Source organism: Gilliamella sp. B2969, from assembly GCF_026536195.1.
Classification (GTDB): Bacteria; Pseudomonadota; Gammaproteobacteria; order Enterobacterales; family Orbaceae; genus Gilliamella.
In genome coordinates, this window is the sequence record NZ_JAFNOP010000004.1 from 45,587 (window position 1) to 65,758 (window position 20,172).

Consider the following 20,172-nt stretch of genomic DNA (forward strand, 5'->3'; position numbering starts at 1 on the left):
TCTAATTGAATGATATGGCATTGAGTTGCTAGTTATTCTTTGATATTTTGTCAAATAAAACCACTAATTTAGGTTATTTTTTAAGCTAAAAAAAATTGGCAAACCTAATATCGTAAAACGATATTAGGTTTGCCATTATAACTTTATAAATAGAGCATTTATTTTAAGCTAATTATACAATTTAAATAAAAAATAATTACGGCGTGACGCATCCTGTTAAATAATTAGGCTCTTCATCACCTCGATTACCTATAACGCCATTTCTTGCATCCACAACATAATGATTTTGATCACTTCTTAAATCCGATGTCCAATAATAAGCACCTCCAAAATAGGGATCATGATAATTATCCCAATCACTACCAACATAATAATCATTCGTTACACTTCCCCATTCAGAAAATAATCCACCCATCCACTGTCCACTACTATTTCGGTAACTAATTAATCGTCGATCTACTTCTTTCACACCCGGTACGCCATTATTCCAATTAATATTATTACCACTTCCATCGGTTACTCGATTCGAATTGGTCAAATCCAAAACCCCTGGTAATCGGTAACCTCCATTTAATGAGTTACATCTATTTTCTGAATTCAAATAACCCCCTGAGGCACCAGGAATACCAATATACCAGCGCGATATCGTAAAGGTATAAAAAACGATAGATTTATCTCTATTCGCATATAATCTAAATGTGGAAGGTGTAAATACGCCACCATTACTCGATAAAGATGGACCTTTTAGGGTTACACGCAATAAACCGCCATAATTACTCAAACTTAAACTCACACCACTACCAGACACTTGTCCAACGCTACTCCCATTGATATTTATTAGTTCATCAGCAGATAATCCAGCAACTTTCAAATCAAAAAATAAATTATTTGATCCCGTTGTTGGAAAGTTATTTTGTGGATTGTTAGGATCATAAGAATAAAATCCTTTTCCATACTTCCAATTATCTCCAACATCTTCTTCGCTCGCTAAATTGGGTTTTGCATAGCAAAATTTTGCAAGTGAATCAACGTTCGGATAAAGATAATAACTTTTACTTCCACCTTGAAACATACTAGTATTTGGTATGCCATATTGTGTTGATATAAACCCAACTACGGGTGTAGATAGCGTCAACTGGTAAGGTGCATTACAGCCTTCTAATTCACTATTGAAATTACTTTTTACAAAATCAGTTATGTTATTTCCCTCATAATCATACCAATTTAACGCTATATTCCCAGTAACCGCTGGTTGACCATCACCATCTCTGTCCCCCCAGTAATTCGATGCAGTAATAATCTGTGTTAATGACTGTTGTGGATAACTTGAGTTTTCATTAGGAGGTGAAACAAACGTTTTAATATCAGAAAACTTTGCTTTACCTGTAACAAGCTGAATAGGATTTGATGAGGTTGAAACATCATTATCAGGCGCGACTTTTGTGCCATCGGGCAATATTATTCTTAAAAGAGGGGTAATATCAGTATCTTTGGTTAAGCCGTTGAATGATATATAAGGGGCATTACCTTTAATTGCATTAACCGATTGTGCTGACAAAGCCGAAGTGTGATTGATAAAAGTAAATAGACTTAAAAATAATAATAGATTTTTATTTTTTAAAAAGTTGCCAAGTATTGATGAATTATTGGCTGGCTGGCTGGCTGGCTGGCTGGCTGGCTGGCTGGCTGGCTGGCTGGCTGGCTGGCTGGCTGGCTGGCTGGCTGGCTGGCTGGCCTCTAATCCCTTATATTTTAACATATTAGCATATCCTTTTCTATTTTATTTACTTTTTTTATTAATTTTTAATTAAGATTAATAATCTGCGAAAGTATAAATAACTGCAGATGGCTGAGCAACAAGAAATCTGAGATATTTGTTAAGATTTGTTAACTTCAATCATTATCAATCTTCACCAAAATAACGGAGAGTAAACAAAATAAAAAGATAATAAACATCTGTCATTTTCTTATATAAAATGACAGAATAACAAATAGATGATAGTAAAAAAGTATTAAATTTTCATCAATACAAAACGCGAATTAGTGATGTTAATTACCCAATTTTTTATATAGTTTAACGAGTTAACTCAGTATTTTTTATTCACATAACACAGGGATAGTTTTCAAATTAAACCCCGCATCTTTATAAGATTTGTATCTTTCTCGTGCAAGCGATTTTAATCGCTCATCAATCGGAACAAAATCTATAATATTATGGTAAACAGCAGAAAAATCAGGAAATTGCTCTTGCAAGTTAATTAAGATTTGTCGATTACCATTACTGCGCTTTTGCGGCCAACAAATTTCAACAGGTGATCCGCCTTTCATGCCTTCACCTGCTAAATTATGGGGTACAAAATTATCTGTATCTAATTGCCAAAGATACTCATCAATTCTCTCTGCTTGCGTCTGATCATGACAAGTTACAAGTATACGTTGATTGTTTTGATATGCTTCAACAATTTTTTCACAAGCAAGTTTTTCATGATATAAAATACCTGATTGATCTGCTTGTGTCTGGTTTTGTAAAAGATAGAAAATGACTTTTTTCATAATAAAATGAATTTACTGAGCCATTAAATATTCAACTAACATCGCCACCGGTCGACCAGTCGCACCTTTACTCGCGCCAGATTTCCAAGCGGTTCCTGCTATATCTAAATGCGCCCATTGATATTTTTCAGTGAATCGAGACAAAAAACATGCAGCAGTAATCGTCCCACCATCGCGACCAGCAGCATTCACAATATCAGCACACGTTGATTTAATTTGATCTTGGAAATTATTATCAATTGGCAACGCCCAAGCTTTATCATCAACGTTATTTGATGCAGTAACTAATTGAGCAACTAATTGTTCATTATTACCCATCACACCAGTATAATGATGGCCTAAAGCAATAATACAAGCCCCAGTTAATGTTGCAATATCGATAACAGCTTTAGGTTGATATTTTTCAACATAGGTTAGTACATCACATAACACCAAACGACCTTCTGCATCGGTATTAATCACTTCAACCGTGATACCTGACATAGTGGTTAAAATGTCCCCAGGGCGGTAAGCATTACCATCTGGCATATTTTCACAACCCGCCATGACACCAACTACATTAATAGGTAGTGCTAGCTCGGCTACGGCTTGCATCACCCCATAAACAGTTGCTGCACCACACATGTCGTACTTCATTTCGTCCATACCGGCAGCGGGTTTAATTGAAATGCCACCTGAATCAAATGTTAATCCTTTACCAACTAAAACATAAGGTTGAGCATTTTTGTCTTTGGCACCGTTGTATTCAATAACGGTCATAATTGATTCGTTCTCTGAACCGCGACCTACCGCTAAATAAGCATTCATATTTAATTTAGCTAACTCTTTTTCGCCTAGGCACGACACGTTTAAAGATGTGTGCTTTTTACCCAATTTTTTACCTTGTTCAGCTAAATATTGGGCATTGCATACATTAGATGGCATATTGGCAATTGTTTTAGTTGCATTAACCGCTTCTGCAATAATTTGACCTTGTACTAAATAATTTGTAATAGATTTAAGCTGTTTTTTATCACTGGATACTAATGTTATTTTATTTAAACTTGGTAATGGAGATTTTTTTGATTTGAATTGATCAAAATTATAAGTTATATCGTTAATAATTTGGGGTAATTGCTTAACGATATCGTGATTAATGGCTGAGCAAATCGTTAATAAATCCCAACTAATATTTTTAACTTTCTTTTCAATTAATGTTGTAATAACGGCTTTAATTGTAGTTTTAGCTCGAGCTAAATCGAACTCTTTTAATTTACCACATCCAACAAATAATAATTTTTGTTTTAAATTATTTGAACCAGAATATAAAAATGCCGTTTTACCCAGTTCACCGCTGATATCTTCTGATTTAATTAATTGCTGAATAAAACCATTAGTAGCATCATCAACTTCTTTCAATATTGCAGACTTAGTTTTGTCGTCGTTAACAGCAATAACTAAACATTCTGATTTTTGATCTGTGATAGTAAGGCTATTTTTAATTAAAATTTCCATAAGGATTCTCTTATATTATATTCGTTGTGATTACTAATATTTTATCGGTTCATTTGGGGATAGCAACAAAAAGATAACTAAACAAAACAAATCAGATTATAATAGGCAAATTTATAGAAACGTTTAGATAGGTTAAATGTGATAATTCGTCGATATTTAGTTAAAGAAACATTAAAAACACAAGGGGCAATACTGTTTATTTTGTTATTAATTTTCTTTTCACAAAAATTAATTAGAATATTATCCAGTGCTATTGAGGGCAATATTCCACGTGATTTGATTATGCCTTTACTGGTTTTAGGTATTTCTAATATGGCCGATTTAATTTTACCTTTGAGTCTTTTTCTTGGCATTTTAGTGACTTTTGGCCGGTTGTATTCTGATAGTGAAATGGTTGCTATGCAAGCTTGTGGTGTAAAAAAGAATTTAACCTATCAAGTTGTATTTTTTCTATGTATATTGACTTGTGCATTAACCTCAATAAACTGCCTTTGGTTTGGGCCTTGGTCGAGTCTTAAACAAGATCAATTAATTGAAAATGCTAAAATTAATCCTAGTTTAGCGGGGCTTTTAGCGGGTCAATTCCAACAAACACCAGATGGTAATTCAGTCATTTATATCAACAGCGTCAATAATAATGCCTTAGATAAAGTATTTATTGCACAAATCAATCCTAAGAACAACCAACGACCTTCAATTATTATTGCTAATAAAGGTAAAACCGGTCATGATGATGATGGTAACCAGATTATTACATTAGAAGATGCCAATCGTTATGAAGGTACGGCGCAGTTAAAAGATTTTCGGATATCAAATTTTCATAATTATTTAGGCATTATAAAGCCCAAAGAGCTGGATTCTATTGATGATGAAAAAACCGATGTCCAACAATTGAGTTTAACAAATTTAATCCAAACTAAAACACTGAAAGCAGAAGCTGAATTTTATTGGCGACTAACACTTATTATTTCTGTCCCACTTATGGCATTTTTAGTTATACCGCTAAGTGTTTCTAACCCTAGGCAAGGTCGCTTGGCACAAATTTTACCCGCCCTATTGCTGTATTTGATTTATTTTCTATTAGCAAGCTCTATTAAAGCAAATGCCGGTAAAGGTCGATTAGATCCCGCCTTATGGTTTTATATCATTAATTTAATTTATTTTATAATAGCTTTGTTTTTAAACTGTTGGGATAACTTATTTATGCGTAAACTTCGTTTAAAATATATTGCATCATAAAGGAGAAAAAGGATGTTTTCGATTTTAGATCGCTATATTGGTAAAACTATTTTAAGCACAATTGGTATTTGCCTATTTTTATTAATTAGCTTATCGGGCATTATACGTTTTATCGACCAATTAAGAAAAATAAAAGTTGACTATGATGCTTTTGCTGTGGGTATCTATTCTTTATTAATGGTACCAAAAGATTTAGAGATTTTTTTCCCTATGGCTGCATTACTAGGTGCATTAATAGGTTTAGGTATATTAGCGTCTCGTAGTGAGCTAATTGTCATGGAAACGTCTGGATTTAGTCGTTTTAAAATAGCATTAGCCGTGATGAAAACAGCATTACCATTAGTGATTTTAACAATGGCGATTGGTGAATGGGTTGCTCCCGTGAGTGAACAAACTGCTCGTAATATGCGATCTGAAAAATTATATGGAAATTCATTAATGGCACAACAAAATGGTCTGTGGGCAAAAGATGGCAACGATTATGTATTTATCGGCCATGTCAATAATGATAACTCCATCTCTAATATTGATATTTATTCAGTAGATAATAATAAATTATTATCAATTACTCATGCCGAAAGTGCTGTATTTAAGGATAACATATGGACTTTATTGCAAATTGAAAGAAATGAACTAAACCAACCAAACAAAATAATTGGTAATAATATGGTATCGATGCCATGGAAAACAAACATCACACCAGACAAACTTAATATTGTTGCTTTCGATCCTGATTCACTATCTGCTTCTGGACTTTACCAATACGCCCAATATTTAAAAAGTTCAGGTCAAGACACTAAATATTATGATCTACTTTTCTGGAAAAAACTTATTAAACCGATTTCTGTTGCAGTCATGATGTTATTAGCACTTTCGTTTATTTTTGGGCCTTTACGTAGCGTATCGATGGGAGTACGTGTCATCATTGGGATAAGTTTTGGATTTATCTTCTATATTGCCGATAATCTTTTTGCACAAGCAAGTATCGTTATGGGTATCTATCCTGTGATAGGATCAATGTTAACCAGTTTAGTTTTTTTAATTATCAGCTATGTTTTATTTAAACGTAAGAATTAGCTAGCAATTTTTATATTGTTCATCCTTAATGATAGAGATAACAAGTATTTTAAAAATTATTTTTGCGCATCATTCAGTAAACACGTAGGCAAAATAATTAAGCTTTTTATCTCTATTTTAATCATCTCAATGTAGTTTGTCATAAAGAAAGATTAAATATCATAACTTTGCTTCTACCTAATTACTAAAAACAAAAAATTATTAAGCCAAAAACTCATCAGCATTGCGCTAAAAATATTTATCTTGATATCAGTCAATATTTAATCCAAAAGTTAACAGGATAATTCTATTTCAGAATTAAGCTTTCCTATTCACATATGTCATTAAAGTATAGTCGAAACCAGTGAGAGCGTTTAGAAAAAAGCTGAAAATCCTACCAATCGTCGATACGATGATAGGATTAAAATTATTCAAATTACTCAAAAAGCGGTAAGTATTGACCATAACCTGCTGCTTGAAGTTGTTCTTTCGGTATAAAGCGTAAAGCGGCAGAATTGATACAATAGCGTAATCCTCCTAATGCTTTAGGACCATCCTCAAAAACATGACCAAGATGGGAATCGGCTTTTAGTGAACGCACTTCAGTACGATGCATGCCATGACTTTGATCTAGTTTTTCAATAATGCTTTTGTTATCAATCGGTTTACTAAAACTTGGCCAACCACAACCAGAATCAAATTTATCTAAGGAGGTAAATAATGGCTCTCCCGAGACTATATCGACATATAAACCATCTTGGTGATTTGCATTGAATTCATTTTCAAAAGGCGGCTCAGTACCATTTTGTTGAGTAACATAATATTGCATCGGACTCAATGCTGACACTGCTTTTTCTTTCATTAACTTATTCATAATGCACCTAACTATTTTAAAGAGTTAAACATCAATTAATGGTAAAAATTGGCTTTACAGCATCGATTGTAATACTTTATCTCTCATCCCGAAATAATGATACAAGGCTCCTGCAATATGTAAAACCAAAAATATTGCTAACAAATAGCAACCTAACAGATGAGCACGATGAAAAAACATATACCCCGCGTTTGGCATATCGATAGCAGGAATTGAGATGACCCCAAAAACATTAAGATCATGACTACTCATCAAATACCCCGACAATGGAATTAAAAGCAATAAAATATAGATAAATCCTTGTATTGATTTTGACAAAATTCGTTGTAATTTTTTATCATAGGGCAAAACATTAGGTACGCCCTGTTTGATGTTGATATAAATGCGCCAAATCGTCAATAAAAATACCACTACGCCAAAAGATTTATGCAGTAAATAAATAGAAAACATTCCGCCTAAAAATTGCGACAAAGTGATTTTAAATAGTAACAGTGATACCACCATACAAACCAATATCGCAGATAGCCAATGGTTCCATTTTTGACAAGCACTATATTGAGGATAATTTTGCATTATTTATTTACCTTTGGACTGTTTTTATCTAACCAATGTTTGGATATAAAGTGAGAACGTCCAGAGAGTTGATAATAACGGTCATAATGTTGTGATTGTTTTTTATAGTAGTTTTGATGATACTCTTCTGCTGGATAAAATACGACAGCAGGTTCTATCTTTACTTGAATAGGACTAGAAAATCGGTGACTGTCTTCCAATGCCTGTTTAGATTCTAGCGCGAGTTTATGCTGAAATTCATTATGATAAAAAATAACGGGACGATAAGAATCGCCTCTGTCAGCAAATTGACCGCCTGCATCAGTTGGATCAATTTGTTGCCAAAAAATATTCAACAACGTTTTATAGCTAATTTTTTTCGGATCAAAAGTGATTAAAACCGCTTCGGTATGACCTGTATCACCTTGACAAACTTGTTGATAAGTAGGATTAGCTACTTGCCCCCCCGTGTATCCTGACACCACATCAATTACACCTTCATATTTATCAAAAGGTTTTACCATACACCAAAAACAACCACCTGCAAAAGTTGCTTGTTCATATTGTTGCATATAAACCTCCAATTAAACGATATTAATTAAAAGCGTTGCCAGTTACATAATACCACCATTACTGCAAACATCTCTATTATTAATCACTTTTTTTTACTTGAAAATGATTAAATTATCACCATATTGAGTTGTAAGGGGGGAATTCCATCATGGCAAGTGGCTGGGCATCGGATGATGCAGTTAATCAACAAATTGAAGGTACTATTGCAGATGCAATAGAAAACGCAAGGCGTCAATTAAATCAAGGTTTAGAAAGTGCTCATTTTTGTATTGAATGTGGTGATCCTATACCCGAAGCACGGCAATTAGCTTTACCGGGGGTTCAATATTGCTTAGTTTGCCAGCAAAATATAGATAAAACTTTAGCTAAGACGGCAAATTTATATAATCGACGTGGTAGTAAAGATAGCCAATTACGTTAGAATTTATTAAGGTGGATAGTTATTTATCCACCTATTTATAAAATAAAATCAATAAATTATGCTTATTTATTTACTTTATCGTAAGGATAAATAATTAATTTATTATCAAACCATTCAGCACAGAAAATGTCTTCTGATTTTTCATAACCCTGTTTCTTAATTTCCTCTTCAACCCAATCTTCGTTTTTATTTAATTCTTTCAAGTTTTCTTGGCTTATTTTTCCTTCCTCAATCACAAGTACGGCGATATCTTTTTCACCGTTTTTGATAATAGTTAATGATCCATTCAATTCGTACCAGACATGTTTTAATTCAGTAAAAGTACAAATTCCCTGTATATTGATTAAGGTTTCAAAATCTCTAACGGGTAAATTGGCTTTGATAAAGTTATCGGTTAATAACTTCCCATTTTTAACTAACCGAATAGGCGTACCATCAATCGCATCTCTTAAATGTGAATTTTTTGATTTAATAAATCGAATTAAAACTAATAATCCAGCCCAAATGGCGACAAGTCCAGAAGCTTGTAAAGCAGAGACAGTTGGACTAAGTAAAGCACCACCAACAAGCGCACCAATGACCATACTCCCAACCTGATCTAACTGAGACATAGGGGCAATTTGACTTTTACCAGACAATTTGACATAAATAAGTAAAATGACTAAGGCCAACAAAAACTTGGGGGCCATCTCTAATAAATACATACCTAACCTCCAGACACACTTTGTAATATTATGTAAAAAAATAAAAGTTACTTAATCTTTAATGGGTTAAAATCGATTTACTTGATAGGTATAACTTGCTAATTAATTTGAAAATAAAATGACTGATTTAACGAATAACATCACTAGTCATCTTTTACTATTTGCATGATTGAGAAAAATAGTTTCACGTTAAAATATTTTGACTAAGCGAGCCCAGTCATGCTACTAATAAATAAAAAAAATAGCAACATTAGCTGTTATTAAAATGTTTCTATCAACGTTCAACTCTTCGTTTTTTTATTTTTAATACCTGATAATATTTCTTTGATTAATTCGAGTATATATCAGGCTTATCACTAAATCATTTGTTTGTATTGATTTGTCAATTACCTAAGTGTAAATTGTGACGTTCTGGTGTCAATAACAGCACGTGATTGACAAATTTTATTGAATATTAAAAAGGTTTGGATGTGAAAGATTTATTAAATTTAATTGGAATTCAACAACTTTTAAAAGCAACAATTGCCTTTACCGTTGGTTTTTTTTGTGTATTGGTCGGATATGACAATATTATTGATTTTAATACTAATTATGCCTTTGTAAAAAGTGTATTATCGATGGATACGATGGAACCATTTTTTTCGGGAAGTCCTGCTATGACGTCTAGAGCGATCAGTAATACAACGCTCCATTTAATTGGATATTGGGTAATAATTATAGGTGAATTACTTACCGGTTTAGTCTGTCTATTTGCTTCGCTTTATATGTTTGCATCCATCAACAAATCTCGATTTGTGAATGGACAAGTGATTTATTTAGTCGGTGCAACGCTAGCCATTTTAATTTGGTACTTTGGTTTTGCTGTCATTGGTGGTGAATATTTTTCCATGTGGGCTAATAAAATGAACGGGCAATCCAAAGCTTATACATTTGCAACATTTATCTTGATCACTGCGCTGTTTGTTTATATGCCTTTATTAAAAAAAGACGATAAACTATCGGATTGAATTCAAACCAACTTTTTATATAACGATATGGATTTTTACGCTTTTTAATTTTAATTAAAGCGTAAAATCCATATCAAAAAATAGCCTGTTTACTTAGCTAAACTTGCTGACAACTAGGACGAATGATAATCTCATTCAAAGTAGTATCTACAGGTGAATTAATAGTAAAAGCAATCACTTGAGCAATGCGTTCTGGGGCAATAGCGACTTGTTGATAAAGTTTATCAATCGCGGGCTTAATATCTTGGTCGGTAATAGTATGAGTAAGCTCTGTTGCAATTGCACCGGGTGATATTACACTGACTCGTATATTACTCTTTGCCAAGGCTTCTTCTTGTCTTAAACTATCACTAATAGCTAACACCGCAGATTTTGTTGCACTATAAACACCACCGCCAGGATGAGTTATATGCCCAGCTATAGATGAAATATTAATAAAATGACCTTGTTTCTTTTGTCGCATCGGTAATAATGCCGCTGCAATGCCATATAAAGTTCCTTTAATATTAACATCGATCATTTTTTCCCATTCATCGACTTTTAATTTATCAAAAGTCGATTGTGGCATTAAACCGGCATTATTGATCCAAACATCAATTTGACCATATTCATCCAGCGCTTTTTTCGCTAACATATCAACATCATTTCGTTTTGTCACATCCGTTAATTGATAAGTCGCAATGCCAGCAGCAGAAGAGATCTCAGCAACGATTTTCTCAAGTTTATCTTTACGCCTTGCGCCTAATACAATTTTATTACCTTGGGCTGCAAGTAACTTGGCTGTAGCTTCACCAATACCACTCGATGCACCTGTTATGACAATAACCTTTTGTGAATTTTGCTTCATTATTTGTCTCCTTAACGCCTGTTTATTTCAAAACATTGACGAATGCCTGAGCTAATACATCAGCTTGCTCATTACCAACTTTAGATTGTAATATATCTCTAACTTCACGGATTTGAGCTTGAGTTAAACCTATGTTCATCGCCATATGTATGTGTGATTGAAGTTGACTATCAACACCACCAAGGCTCGCTAATGCAGCAATAGTTGCAATTTCACGGCTTTGATAATCAATATTATTACGTCCAAAAATATCACCAAATAAGTGAGCTTTTAAAAACTGATTAATCGCAGGAGCAAAATCCATCAAGCCGCCAGAAACAGGCTGTCCGACTAAATAAGTCTGAATCTCGGTACCTAACTGCAAACTGGTTTTATTAGTGGGTAAGGGATCAGGCTCTTTACCCATCATATCCTTAATGCCGTTTTGATGACGCTTATCCAAAAGTTGCTTAAAAGTTCCAATAGCATTTAAACTACGCGGAAAGCCAGTGTAAGCATACATTTGAACAAGTACTTCTTTAATTTCGTTTATCGTTAAACCATTATCTAATCCTTCTATTAATGACACTTTTAGCTTAGGCATATCACCTTGAGCGGTAAAGGCTGCAATAGGAATAATAAATTGTTGTTTTACGGTTAATTGATGGTTATCCATAGTTGATGCCTCACAAATTGTTGATAAACTCCATATCATAAAAAAAGAAATAATGACACGAACTATTTTTTGCATAGTGTTTCCTGCTAAAACAAGCTAAGCAAAATAAAAGTGACTACCATACGGTCACTTTTATACTTAAAAAATTACGTATAAACTAATAGTATAAACATTGATTAATGATGCAAATGAATAAGTTAACTTCACTATTTGCTCAATAATTACTTTTTATCGTAATATTGTTCATCGGTCACTTTTTCTAACCATTCAACATTTTTACCATCCAGTTCCTCAACCACGGAAAGATGAGTCATAGCATTGTGTGGTGATGCACCATGCCAATGTTTTACACCCGGTGGGCAAGTAATTACATCTCCAGGATGAATTTCGACAATAGGACCGCCCCATTCTTGAGTAAAGCCAACACCGGAAGTGACGACTAAAGTTTGCCCTAATGGATGAGTATGCCATGCTGAACGAGCACCGGGTTCAAATGTCACATAAGCGCCAGAGGTCCGAGATGGACTCGTAGCAGGAAATAGAGGATCGATTCTTACATCACCTGTAAAAAATTTATCTGAGCCTTTGATGGAAGCCTGTGTACCATTTTTGGTCACTTTTTGCGACATAGCATTATTCTCCTTAGCGTAAATTCGGATTGAAAAACAAGTCACAATCATTGTTGTGATTAATAATGTTATTGATAATTTTCTCATAACAATCCCATTAGTTAATTAAAGATTATCTATGCGTTACTATAAACATATCAATTAATTATCAATAGACACAATTCTATTAAATTCTTGCCTAATAATTTCAGTTACAATATTATTTTTACTGATAAGCTTTAAAATAGTTCTCACTATGTTTGGGTGAATGTTAAGGAAATCTAATGAAAAGAAGCGATCTAAACAGTGAACTGACCACAATAAATCAGCAAGTAAAACAACATATGTTACGATGGGCTCAAACTGCGGGTGACTACCCTACTGCGATAAATGGTTTGGGTATTTATCGCCGTGACATGACAGATTATAACGAAAACTGCTTCTACCAACCACTAGTATCTATTATTATTCAAGGGAGTAAACGCTCGTTAATTGGCACCGAACAACACATTTATGGTGAAGGCGATTATCTCGTTACCTCAGTTGATATTCCAGCAGTAAACTCTATAACAATTGCATCGCAAACAAAACCGTTTTTATCCCTTGCCTTATACCTTAATACGCAAATTATCAACCAACTCATCACTGAGTATCCACAGTTAGCCAATATTAAAGCCATTGCTTTCAAAGGAATTAGTATAAAAAAAGTTGAATTAGACATACTCACCGCTTTTTTTCGATTGATCCAATTACTTGATAAGCCTGAACAAATTTCGATATTAGCCCCAATGATCATCAAAGAAATCCATTATTTACTGCTTATTGGACCTTTCGGGCAACACTTGCGTTCTATCAATACAAAAGGCACACAAAGCCATCAAATTGCTTCAACAATTGATTGGCTAAAAAATCACTATAAACAACCCATTACTGTTGAAGCTTTAGCCGAAAAAGCCAATATGTCATTAGCGACTTTTCATCGTCATTTTAAACAGGTGACCACGTTAAGCCCATTACAATATCAAAAACAGTTACGTCTTTATGAAGCTCGTCGTTTAATGTTGTCAGAAAATTATCATGCTAATAGTGCCGGACTTGAGGTCGGTTATGAAAGCCAAACGCAATTTAATCGGGAGTATAAACGTCTGTTTGGTACATCGCCCTATAAGGATATTAAAAATCTTCAGTAACCCAAAAAGGGTAACTTCTAAGCTTTTGTCCAATACAAACAACATTTAGTTTATATAAACTAGCGGTTGCATAAATCTGTAACATCAAAATCGCAATTTATCAATATTACCTTGCGATAGATCATAAAAAATAAATAAAATGGATATACGATGATAGATTTAGACACATAAAATAGCGCTAAGCAGTATTCAGTATATGTAGGCTTAAGCTAACTGCTAAGCGATTAAATGGCTAAAAATCTTTCATACATGATAAAAACGACAAAAAATCCCTCATCAATTAAATAATGAAGATTAAAAGGAGTATTTAAATGACTCAATCAAGACATGAAAACGGACTTAACAATATTGAACAACTATACGGTGAATTAGGTGCAAATGGACTAACACAAAATGCTCAACTTGCACCTAAATTTGATGAATATATCTGTGATTTTGCTTATGGTGACATTTATAGTAGAAAAAGTTTATCTTTACTACAAAAACAATTAATCACCATTTCTTCGTTAATCACGCAAGGATGTGTTGAAGATGAATTAAAAATGCATATTCACGGAGGACTTAATGCCGGATTAACAGAGGAACAAGTTTTAGATATTTGTGTGCATTGCTTGCCTTATGTTGGCTTTCCTAAAGTCACCAGTGCATTAAAGACGGCTCATCAAGTTTTTAATGAACGAAAAAAATAAACAATAATCTATTAACGTTTAATCATACACAGGCATAAATATTTCTATTGATTTTGACCAATAAGATTATCAGTTTCTTGCTAAATTTTACATAAGCAGAGACTGATAACAACCGATTAGCCAAACTTCATTCATTGGAATTTTACGCTGGCTTACAGTTTGATAATCAAATTAGCATTAAATTTATTTGAGTTGTTTTTTAAACACTTAAAATAAAAGAAGAAATATACCAAGTGTTATTTTAATTTATGCTTATTGCTTGCTTAATCGATAAAAATTTATATTTGGAGCGGGAAACGAGGTTCGAACTCGCGACCTCAACCTTGGCAAGGTTGCGCTCTACCAACTGAGCTATTCCCGCATGAGAAGTGTTTTAAATGGTGCCCGGGGCGAGACTTGAACTCGCACGGCCAAAAAGGCCGAGGGATTTTAAATCCCTTGTGTCTACCGATTTCACCACCCGGGCTCAAAACTAATTACTTAAATGTAAGTGCGTTTTGAATGCTGTGCATTTTACCCATCTTAATTTTCACGTCAACAAAAAAATCAAAATAATTGATCAACTGCTCAATGTTTGTCACATTTTTAAAGAATATTTAATCTTCTACATCAAAATTGAACAATTTTACTCATTAAACATTATTTAATTCAACCTGACAAAATAAAATGGATAAAGAATAATGACAATTTAAACACTAAACGATGAGCCACAGCCACACGTAGTTGTTGCGTTCGGGTTATCAACAACAAATCGTGAACCTTGTAAGCCTTCAACATAATCAATAGTGCCACCAACAAGATATTGCAGGCTCATGGGATCAATCACCAATGCAACACCATTTTTTTCGATGGCTAGATCATCTTCATTGACTTTTTCATCAAAGGTAAAACCGTATTGAAAGCCACTACAACCCCCACCAGTTATATATACCCTTAATTTAAGATTCGGGTTTTCTTCTTCTGTTACTAATGATTTGACTTTATTTGCAGCGGCATCTGTAAAATTAATCGGTAAAGCATCGCTCATTTTTTTCTCCTAATTTAATTGTTGTTATTATATACCTTTGCTACAACAAAATACAAAATGGAAACTGCTATTCGATAAATTTATTCTAATCATCTTGAATTTAAGTTCATTTTATGAATAAATACTGCAACAAATTTTTATCAAAAAAACATGATTATGATAAATAAATTCAAATCTGAAAAATGTTACAAACAAGCCTTATCGGTTATGCCAGGTGGCGTTAATTCACCGGTTCGAGCATTTAATGGCGTTGGGGGTACACCGCTATTTATTGAGCGAGCCAATGGCGCTTATATTTATGATGTCGATGACAAGGCCTACATCGATTATGTTGGTTCATGGGGGCCAATGATTTTGGGTCATAACGATCCAGATGTTGCGAATGCCGTTATCCATGCGGTACACAACGGATTAAGTTTTGGCGCACCAACCGAGATTGAAACTAAATTAGCGACGCTTGTCACCGAGCTGATGCCTTCAATAGAAATGCTACGAATGGTGAATTCTGGAACTGAAGCCACAATGAGCGCTATTCGCCTTGCTCGAGGTTTTACCGGTCGAGATAAAATTATCAAATTTGAAGGCTGCTACCATGGACATGCCGATTATTTACTTGTAAAAGCAGGTTCTGGAGCGCTTACATTTGGTCATCCGACTTCCCCAGGTGTTCCAAATGATTTTGTTAAGCATACACTTGTATGTGATTATAATTGTCTTGAATCAGTAAAAAAACAATTTGAACAATACCCTAATGACATTGCCGCCATAATTGTTGAACCGGTTGCAGGAAATATGAACTGCATACCCGCCAACAAAGCATTTTTACAAGGCCTTCGAGATCTTTGTAATCAATACAATAGTTTATTAATTATTGATGAAGTCATGACTGGTTTTAGAATAGCACTTGGTGGTGCGCAAGAGTATTATGGTATAACGCCAGATCTAACTTGCTTAGGCAAAATTATTGGTGGAGGAATGCCGGTTGGTGCATTTGGTGGTCGTGCAGAAATAATGAATCAACTTGCACCGACAGGACCAATTTACCAAGCAGGAACACTGTCTGGTAATCCGGTAGCGATGGCAGCAGGATTTACTACCTTAACCAAGTTAACCGATGTCGGTATTTATGATGATCTTGATGAAAAAACAACGATGCTAGCAAATGGCTTATTATCGGCAGCAAAACAATACGATATTCCTTTAGTCGTCAATCATGTTGGCGCAATGTTTGGATTATTTTTTACAACTGCTGATGAAGTAACCACTTATCAAGATGTAATGAATTGTGATATTGAATTATTCAAAAAATTCTATCATTATATGCTCGAAGAAGGCATCTATTTCGCTCCTTCGGCCTTCGAAGCTGGATTTATGTCACTTAAGCATTCTAATACAGAAATCAATAAAACCATCGATGCAGCAACGCGTTTTTTTAGCAGCATTAGCAAACAAAAAAACAAAGAGTATTAATACTACTATCAATGAAAATATTAAACTATTAACATAGGTAACAAACATATGGTTAATCCACTAAAAGAAGGTGAAAAAGCCCCTCAGTTTTCGCTACCAGATCAAGATGGAGAATTAATAAGTTCGAAAGATTTTAAAGGTCAACGTATTTTGATTTATTTTTATCCAAAGGCGATGACACCCGGTTGTACAGTACAAGCCTGTAATTTACGTGACGCTATAGATGAGTTTAAAAAATACAATGTGGTGATAATTGGAATTAGTACTGATAAGCCAGAAAAATTATCACGCTTTGCTGAAAAAGAATTATTAAACTTTACGTTGCTTTCTGATGAAAATCATGAAGTTTGCCAAGCTTTTGGTACGTGGGGTGAAAAAGAGTTTATGGGTAAAAAATACGATGGCATACACCGTATTAGTTTTTTAATTAGTAAAGATGGCAAGATTGAAAAAGTCTTTGAAGATTTCAAAACTAGCAACCATCACGAAGTGGTTTTAGATTATCTTAAAAACCACGCTCAATAATTTAAAAAGCAGATTAAATCATTAATCTGCTTTCTCTTGCTTTACTTCATTAGTATTTAATTCTTCGGTTTTTGGCCAGGCATTAATAATAGCTTTGACTAACGTCGCTAAAGGTATAGCAAAAAATATTCCCCAAAATCCCCATAATCCACCAAATACTATTACAGCGACAATAATGACTAAAGGATGAAGATTAAGTTTTTCAGAAAATAGACATGGCACAAGCAAATTACCATCTAATGCTTGGATTAAAACATAAAAGAAAATCAAATACCCAAATTCAGCACTAATGCCCCATTGGAAAAGGGCAATTAAAACAACTGGAATACTTGAAATAATAATACCAATATAAGGCACTAAAACAGAAAGACCAACAATTACTGCAAGCAATAAACCATAATCTAAACCAAAGTACCAAAAAGGAATATAAACACACACCGCTAAAATAATAATATGTAACACATTACCTACAATATAATTAGATATTTGCAAATCCATTTCAGCAGCAACTTGGTTTAAAATGCTACGATTTCTTGGTAAAATTTTAGAACAGTATCCCCATATTTTAGTTTTATCTTTTAATAGAAAAAACATCATAATAGGTACCAGTACTGCATTAATAACTACCGATACCAACCCGAATAACGACACTATTGAAAACTGCAATAACGAATTACCTGTTTGTACAAACTTATTGGTAATACCTTGAATAATTGAATCAAACAGCCCAACATCAATCAATTCAGGATAATGTTGTGGCAATGAAGTGAGAAAGTTATTAGTAAAATTCAACATATTTGGAATATTGGTAATAAGACTCACACCTTGTTGCCAAACTAACGGAACTAAGATCATAAATCCTGCTAAAACGATCAAAATAAAAACAAGTAAAACAATGATAACCGCTAATGTTCTTGGGACCTTTCTTTTATTCAGATAATTGACAGGTGTATTGAGTAAATAAGAAAGCACGATAGCAATTAAAATCGGTAACAATATTTTATTGAAAAAATAGATGATAAAAAAAAGAAAAATGATCACAGCCATTAATGAAACAACATGAGGATCACTAAATCGCCTTTTATACCACTCAATAAACAACTTTAACATGCAAATACTCCTAATTTTGCTTTCTAATTGTAACCAATCATCGTTTTTAGTTTAGTTACTTTTTAAATCCACCCAAAATCCCACGGGTAATTTGTTTGCCAATTTGATTCACAACTTGTCTGGTTGCACTTTTAACGACTTGCTGTGCTAATCCATCGTGTTGTCCGCCTTTTGGTCCTTTGCTACCAAAAATCAAAGAACTCAGCACATCCATTATGCCACCATGGTTTTGTTGGTTTGCTTCAGTTTGATCACCTTGTTGTTTAGATTCAAATTGGTTGGTAGTTGAATTATTAAAGCTAAAACCAGCCTGAATTTTTTCATAAGCAGACTCTCGATCGAATGTTTGCGAATATTTTTTATAGAATGGTGAGTCATGGATGATGGCGGCTTGTTTATCTTCTGGCATAGGGCCCATTTGTGAACAGGGTGCAATAACAAATGCACGTTCTACCATATTGGGGCGACCTTTCTCATCGAGAAACGAGATCAATGCTTCCCCAACCCCAAGTTCCATAATGGCTTTTTCTGTATCAAAACTTGGATTAGCTCGCATTGTTTGAGCTGCAACCTTAACAGCCTTTTGATCTTTAGGGGTAAAGGCACGTAACGCATGTTGCACTCGATTACCTAATTGACCAAGTACTGTATCGGGAATATCGGTAGGATTTTGCGTCGCAAAATAAACCCCAACGCCTTTAGAACGAATTAAGCGCACCACTTGCTCTATTTTTTCGAGTAATGCCGGTGAAGTATCATTAAATAGTAGATGCGCTTCATCAAAAAAGAAAATAAGTTTAGGCTTTTCAAGATCGCCAACTTCGGGCAGATGCTCAAAAAGTTCTGATAATAGCCATAATAAAAACACCGAGTAGAGTTTTGGCGAATTATATAATTTTTCTGCAGACAAAATATTTACAACGCCACGCCCTTGATCATTGATTTGCATTAGATCTGCAATCTCAAGCATAGGTTCACCTAAGAAAAATTCTGCTCCTTGTTGCTCAAGCGTCAATAAACTACGCTGAATAGCACCAATCGAGGATGCAGAGATATTACCATATTGAGTTGTAAATTTTTTTGCGTTATCGCCAATAAACTGAATCAGTGAACGTAGATCTTTAAAATCAATTAAAAGTAAACCGTTATCATCAGCAATTTTAAAAATAAGCTGTAACACGCCCGCTTGGGTATCATTAAGGTTCAATAATCTTGCTAGCAGAATCGGTCCGATATCAGAAACAGTACTGCGAACAGGTATTCCCTTCTGAGCAAAAACATCCCATAATTCCATAGGACAGGAATCGGGGGTCCAGTTTGAAACGTGAATATTATCTAAGCGAGCTTGTAATTTAGGCGTCAAAACCCCTTTTTCACCAATACCAGTTAAATCACCCTTAACATCGGCTAAAAAAACCGGTACACCAATTTGTGAAAAGCTCTCGGCCATTTTTTGCAACGTGACGGTTTTACCTGTTCCAGTCGCACCTGTTATCAAACCATGTCGATTTGCCATTGAAGCAAGAATAGACAAATCTTTACTATCACTTTTTGCAATAACAATCGATTCACTCATGG

The 20,172-nt window shown here is 34.1% G+C and carries 21 protein-coding genes and 2 tRNA genes; 8 read left to right on the plus strand and 15 right to left on the minus strand.

The annotated features are described in order from the left end of the window. Positions 1-196: 196 nt before the first annotated feature. The 3 genes from J3U66_RS04545 to J3U66_RS04555 all read right to left on the minus strand — a co-directional run bounded on the left by J3U66_RS04545 (position 197) and on the right by J3U66_RS04555 (position 4,047). Positions 197-1,759, minus strand: a complete 1,563-nt coding sequence (locus tag J3U66_RS04545; RefSeq protein WP_267348179.1) for a PT domain-containing protein — start codon at positions 1,757-1,759, stop codon at positions 197-199. 338 nt (positions 1,760-2,097) lie between these two features. Next, positions 2,098-2,553 carry a DNA polymerase III subunit chi gene (locus tag J3U66_RS04550; protein ID WP_267348181.1) on the minus strand — a complete coding sequence of 152 codons (456 nt, stop codon included), beginning with the start codon at positions 2,551-2,553 and terminating at the stop codon, positions 2,098-2,100. A 12-nt stretch (positions 2,554-2,565) separates the two neighbouring features. Beyond that, on the minus strand, positions 2,566-4,047 hold the full coding sequence (locus tag J3U66_RS04555; protein ID WP_267332608.1) for a leucyl aminopeptidase: 1,482 nt from the start codon (positions 4,045-4,047) through the stop codon (positions 2,566-2,568). Between the two features lie 138 nt (positions 4,048-4,185). Between J3U66_RS04555 and lptF the strand changes: the two genes are divergently transcribed. Together lptF and lptG are read left to right on the plus strand one after the other, a co-directional pair. Continuing rightward, positions 4,186-5,286, plus strand: coding sequence for an LPS export ABC transporter permease LptF (gene lptF / locus J3U66_RS04560; protein ID WP_267332607.1), 1,101 nt, complete (start codon positions 4,186-4,188; stop codon positions 5,284-5,286). A 12-nt stretch (positions 5,287-5,298) separates the two neighbouring features. Next, positions 5,299-6,363, plus strand: coding sequence for an LPS export ABC transporter permease LptG (lptG, locus tag J3U66_RS04565; RefSeq protein ID WP_267332606.1), 1,065 nt, complete (start codon positions 5,299-5,301; stop codon positions 6,361-6,363). Between the two features lie 415 nt (positions 6,364-6,778). On the opposite strand, the gene msrB is transcribed toward lptG, so the two are convergent. From msrB to msrA, 3 genes are read right to left on the minus strand one after another with little or no spacing between them, the layout of a single operon-like run. Further along, on the minus strand, positions 6,779-7,216 hold the full coding sequence (gene msrB / locus J3U66_RS04570; protein WP_323849479.1) for a peptide-methionine (R)-S-oxide reductase MsrB: 438 nt from the start codon (positions 7,214-7,216) through the stop codon (positions 6,779-6,781). Between the two features lie 54 nt (positions 7,217-7,270). Then, a complete protein-coding gene (locus J3U66_RS04575; RefSeq protein WP_267332605.1) occupies positions 7,271-7,789 on the minus strand; it encodes a cytochrome b in 519 nt (172 codons plus the stop codon). After that, on the minus strand, positions 7,789-8,340 hold the full coding sequence (msrA, locus tag J3U66_RS04580) for a peptide-methionine (S)-S-oxide reductase MsrA (RefSeq protein ID WP_267332604.1): 552 nt from the start codon (positions 8,338-8,340) through the stop codon (positions 7,789-7,791). Before msrA ends, J3U66_RS04575 begins: the two co-directional genes overlap by 1 nt. A gap of 149 nt (positions 8,341-8,489) precedes the next feature. Here msrA and J3U66_RS04585 point away from each other — a divergent pair, with 149 nt between their 5' ends. Continuing rightward, on the plus strand, positions 8,490-8,762 hold the full coding sequence (locus J3U66_RS04585; protein WP_267332603.1) for a DksA/TraR family C4-type zinc finger protein: 273 nt from the start codon (positions 8,490-8,492) through the stop codon (positions 8,760-8,762). Positions 8,763-8,824: 62 nt separating this feature from the next. Here J3U66_RS04585 and J3U66_RS04590 read toward each other — a convergent pair whose 3' ends face one another. Beyond that, positions 8,825-9,466, minus strand: a complete 642-nt coding sequence (locus J3U66_RS04590) for a DUF421 domain-containing protein (RefSeq protein ID WP_267332602.1) — start codon at positions 9,464-9,466, stop codon at positions 8,825-8,827. A gap of 470 nt (positions 9,467-9,936) precedes the next feature. On the opposite strand from J3U66_RS04590, the gene J3U66_RS04595 reads away from it, so the two are divergent. Further along, positions 9,937-10,473, plus strand: a complete 537-nt coding sequence (locus J3U66_RS04595) for a DUF2165 domain-containing protein (protein ID WP_267332601.1) — start codon at positions 9,937-9,939, stop codon at positions 10,471-10,473. A 97-nt stretch (positions 10,474-10,570) separates the two neighbouring features. Here J3U66_RS04595 and J3U66_RS04600 read toward each other — a convergent pair whose 3' ends face one another. From J3U66_RS04600 to J3U66_RS04610, 3 genes are all read right to left on the minus strand, one after another. Further along, positions 10,571-11,320, minus strand: a complete 750-nt coding sequence (locus J3U66_RS04600; protein ID WP_267332600.1) for an SDR family oxidoreductase — start codon at positions 11,318-11,320, stop codon at positions 10,571-10,573. 22 nt (positions 11,321-11,342) lie between these two features. Next, a complete protein-coding gene (locus J3U66_RS04605) occupies positions 11,343-12,050 on the minus strand; it encodes a carboxymuconolactone decarboxylase family protein (RefSeq protein ID WP_267332599.1) in 708 nt (235 codons plus the stop codon). Positions 12,051-12,196: 146 nt separating this feature from the next. Further along, on the minus strand, positions 12,197-12,691 hold the full coding sequence (locus J3U66_RS04610; protein WP_267332598.1) for a cupin domain-containing protein: 495 nt from the start codon (positions 12,689-12,691) through the stop codon (positions 12,197-12,199). A 176-nt stretch (positions 12,692-12,867) separates the two neighbouring features. Between J3U66_RS04610 and J3U66_RS04615 the strand changes: the two genes are divergently transcribed. Both J3U66_RS04615 and J3U66_RS04620 read left to right on the plus strand, forming a co-directional pair. Beyond that, positions 12,868-13,773: an AraC family transcriptional regulator gene (locus tag J3U66_RS04615; protein ID WP_267332597.1), complete on the plus strand. Its 906-nt coding sequence runs from the start codon at positions 12,868-12,870 to the stop codon at positions 13,771-13,773. A 311-nt stretch (positions 13,774-14,084) separates the two neighbouring features. After that, entirely contained in the window at positions 14,085-14,462 is a 378-nt protein-coding gene (locus J3U66_RS04620) for a carboxymuconolactone decarboxylase family protein (RefSeq protein ID WP_267332596.1), read from the plus strand. Positions 14,463-14,747: 285 nt separating this feature from the next. Here the strand turns inward: J3U66_RS04620 and J3U66_RS04625 are convergent. The 3 genes from J3U66_RS04625 to erpA form a co-directional block, all read right to left on the minus strand. Further along, positions 14,748-14,823: transfer RNA gene (locus tag J3U66_RS04625), tRNA-Gly, on the minus strand. A 17-nt stretch (positions 14,824-14,840) separates the two neighbouring features. Next, a tRNA-Leu gene (locus J3U66_RS04630) sits at positions 14,841-14,928 on the minus strand. A 222-nt stretch (positions 14,929-15,150) separates the two neighbouring features. Further along, positions 15,151-15,489: an iron-sulfur cluster insertion protein ErpA gene (gene erpA, locus J3U66_RS04635; RefSeq protein ID WP_267332595.1), complete on the minus strand. Its 339-nt coding sequence runs from the start codon at positions 15,487-15,489 to the stop codon at positions 15,151-15,153. Between the two features lie 156 nt (positions 15,490-15,645). Between erpA and hemL the strand changes: the two genes are divergently transcribed. Continuing rightward, positions 15,646-16,959 carry a glutamate-1-semialdehyde 2,1-aminomutase gene (gene hemL, locus J3U66_RS04640; protein WP_267332594.1) on the plus strand — a complete coding sequence of 438 codons (1,314 nt, stop codon included), beginning with the start codon at positions 15,646-15,648 and terminating at the stop codon, positions 16,957-16,959. 48 nt (positions 16,960-17,007) lie between these two features. Next, a complete protein-coding gene (gene bcp, locus J3U66_RS04645; RefSeq protein ID WP_267332593.1) occupies positions 17,008-17,484 on the plus strand; it encodes a thioredoxin-dependent thiol peroxidase in 477 nt (158 codons plus the stop codon). Positions 17,485-17,505: 21 nt separating this feature from the next. Here bcp and J3U66_RS04650 read toward each other — a convergent pair whose 3' ends face one another. Together J3U66_RS04650 and J3U66_RS04655 are read right to left on the minus strand one after the other, a co-directional pair. Continuing rightward, complete coding sequence (locus J3U66_RS04650) at positions 17,506-18,594, minus strand: AI-2E family transporter (RefSeq protein WP_065633015.1); 1,089 nt, start codon at positions 18,592-18,594, stop codon at positions 17,506-17,508. 55 nt (positions 18,595-18,649) lie between these two features. Further along, positions 18,650-20,170: a helicase HerA-like C-terminal domain-containing protein gene (locus tag J3U66_RS04655; protein ID WP_267348183.1), complete on the minus strand. Its 1,521-nt coding sequence runs from the start codon at positions 20,168-20,170 to the stop codon at positions 18,650-18,652. Between the last annotated feature and the right edge of the window lie 2 nt (positions 20,171-20,172).

What these genes read in the sequence shown, in the direction of transcription:
- J3U66_RS04545 (WP_267348179.1), bottom strand. Translation starts at nt 1,759, where the DNA reads ATGTTAAAATATAAGGGATTAGAGGCCAGCCAGCCAGCCAGCCAGCCA.
- J3U66_RS04620 (WP_267332596.1), top strand. Translation starts at nt 14,085, where the DNA reads ATGACTCAATCAAGACATGAAAACGGACTTAACAATATTGAACAACTA.
- erpA (WP_267332595.1), bottom strand. Translation starts at nt 15,489, where the DNA reads ATGAGCGATGCTTTACCGATTAATTTTACAGATGCCGCTGCAAATAAA.
- J3U66_RS04615 (WP_267332597.1), top strand. Translation starts at nt 12,868, where the DNA reads ATGAAAAGAAGCGATCTAAACAGTGAACTGACCACAATAAATCAGCAA.
- J3U66_RS04590 (WP_267332602.1), bottom strand. Translation starts at nt 9,466, where the DNA reads ATGTATTTATTAGAGATGGCCCCCAAGTTTTTGTTGGCCTTAGTCATT.
- J3U66_RS04585 (WP_267332603.1), top strand. Translation starts at nt 8,490, where the DNA reads ATGGCAAGTGGCTGGGCATCGGATGATGCAGTTAATCAACAAATTGAA.
- J3U66_RS04600 (WP_267332600.1), bottom strand. Translation starts at nt 11,320, where the DNA reads ATGAAGCAAAATTCACAAAAGGTTATTGTCATAACAGGTGCATCGAGT.
- J3U66_RS04610 (WP_267332598.1), bottom strand. Translation starts at nt 12,691, where the DNA reads ATGAGAAAATTATCAATAACATTATTAATCACAACAATGATTGTGACT.
- bcp (WP_267332593.1), top strand. Translation starts at nt 17,008, where the DNA reads ATGGTTAATCCACTAAAAGAAGGTGAAAAAGCCCCTCAGTTTTCGCTA.
- J3U66_RS04650 (WP_065633015.1), bottom strand. Translation starts at nt 18,594, where the DNA reads ATGTTAAAGTTGTTTATTGAGTGGTATAAAAGGCGATTTAGTGATCCT.
- msrB (WP_323849479.1), bottom strand. Translation starts at nt 7,216, where the DNA reads ATGAATAAGTTAATGAAAGAAAAAGCAGTGTCAGCATTGAGTCCGATG.
- msrA (WP_267332604.1), bottom strand. Translation starts at nt 8,340, where the DNA reads ATGCAACAATATGAACAAGCAACTTTTGCAGGTGGTTGTTTTTGGTGT.
- lptG (WP_267332606.1), top strand. Translation starts at nt 5,299, where the DNA reads ATGTTTTCGATTTTAGATCGCTATATTGGTAAAACTATTTTAAGCACA.
- J3U66_RS04605 (WP_267332599.1), bottom strand. Translation starts at nt 12,050, where the DNA reads ATGCAAAAAATAGTTCGTGTCATTATTTCTTTTTTTATGATATGGAGT.
- J3U66_RS04555 (WP_267332608.1), bottom strand. Translation starts at nt 4,047, where the DNA reads ATGGAAATTTTAATTAAAAATAGCCTTACTATCACAGATCAAAAATCA.
- J3U66_RS04550 (WP_267348181.1), bottom strand. Translation starts at nt 2,553, where the DNA reads ATGAAAAAAGTCATTTTCTATCTTTTACAAAACCAGACACAAGCAGAT.
- J3U66_RS04655 (WP_267348183.1), bottom strand. Translation starts at nt 20,170, where the DNA reads ATGAGTGAATCGATTGTTATTGCAAAAAGTGATAGTAAAGATTTGTCT.
- J3U66_RS04575 (WP_267332605.1), bottom strand. Translation starts at nt 7,789, where the DNA reads ATGCAAAATTATCCTCAATATAGTGCTTGTCAAAAATGGAACCATTGG.
- hemL (WP_267332594.1), top strand. Translation starts at nt 15,646, where the DNA reads ATGATAAATAAATTCAAATCTGAAAAATGTTACAAACAAGCCTTATCG.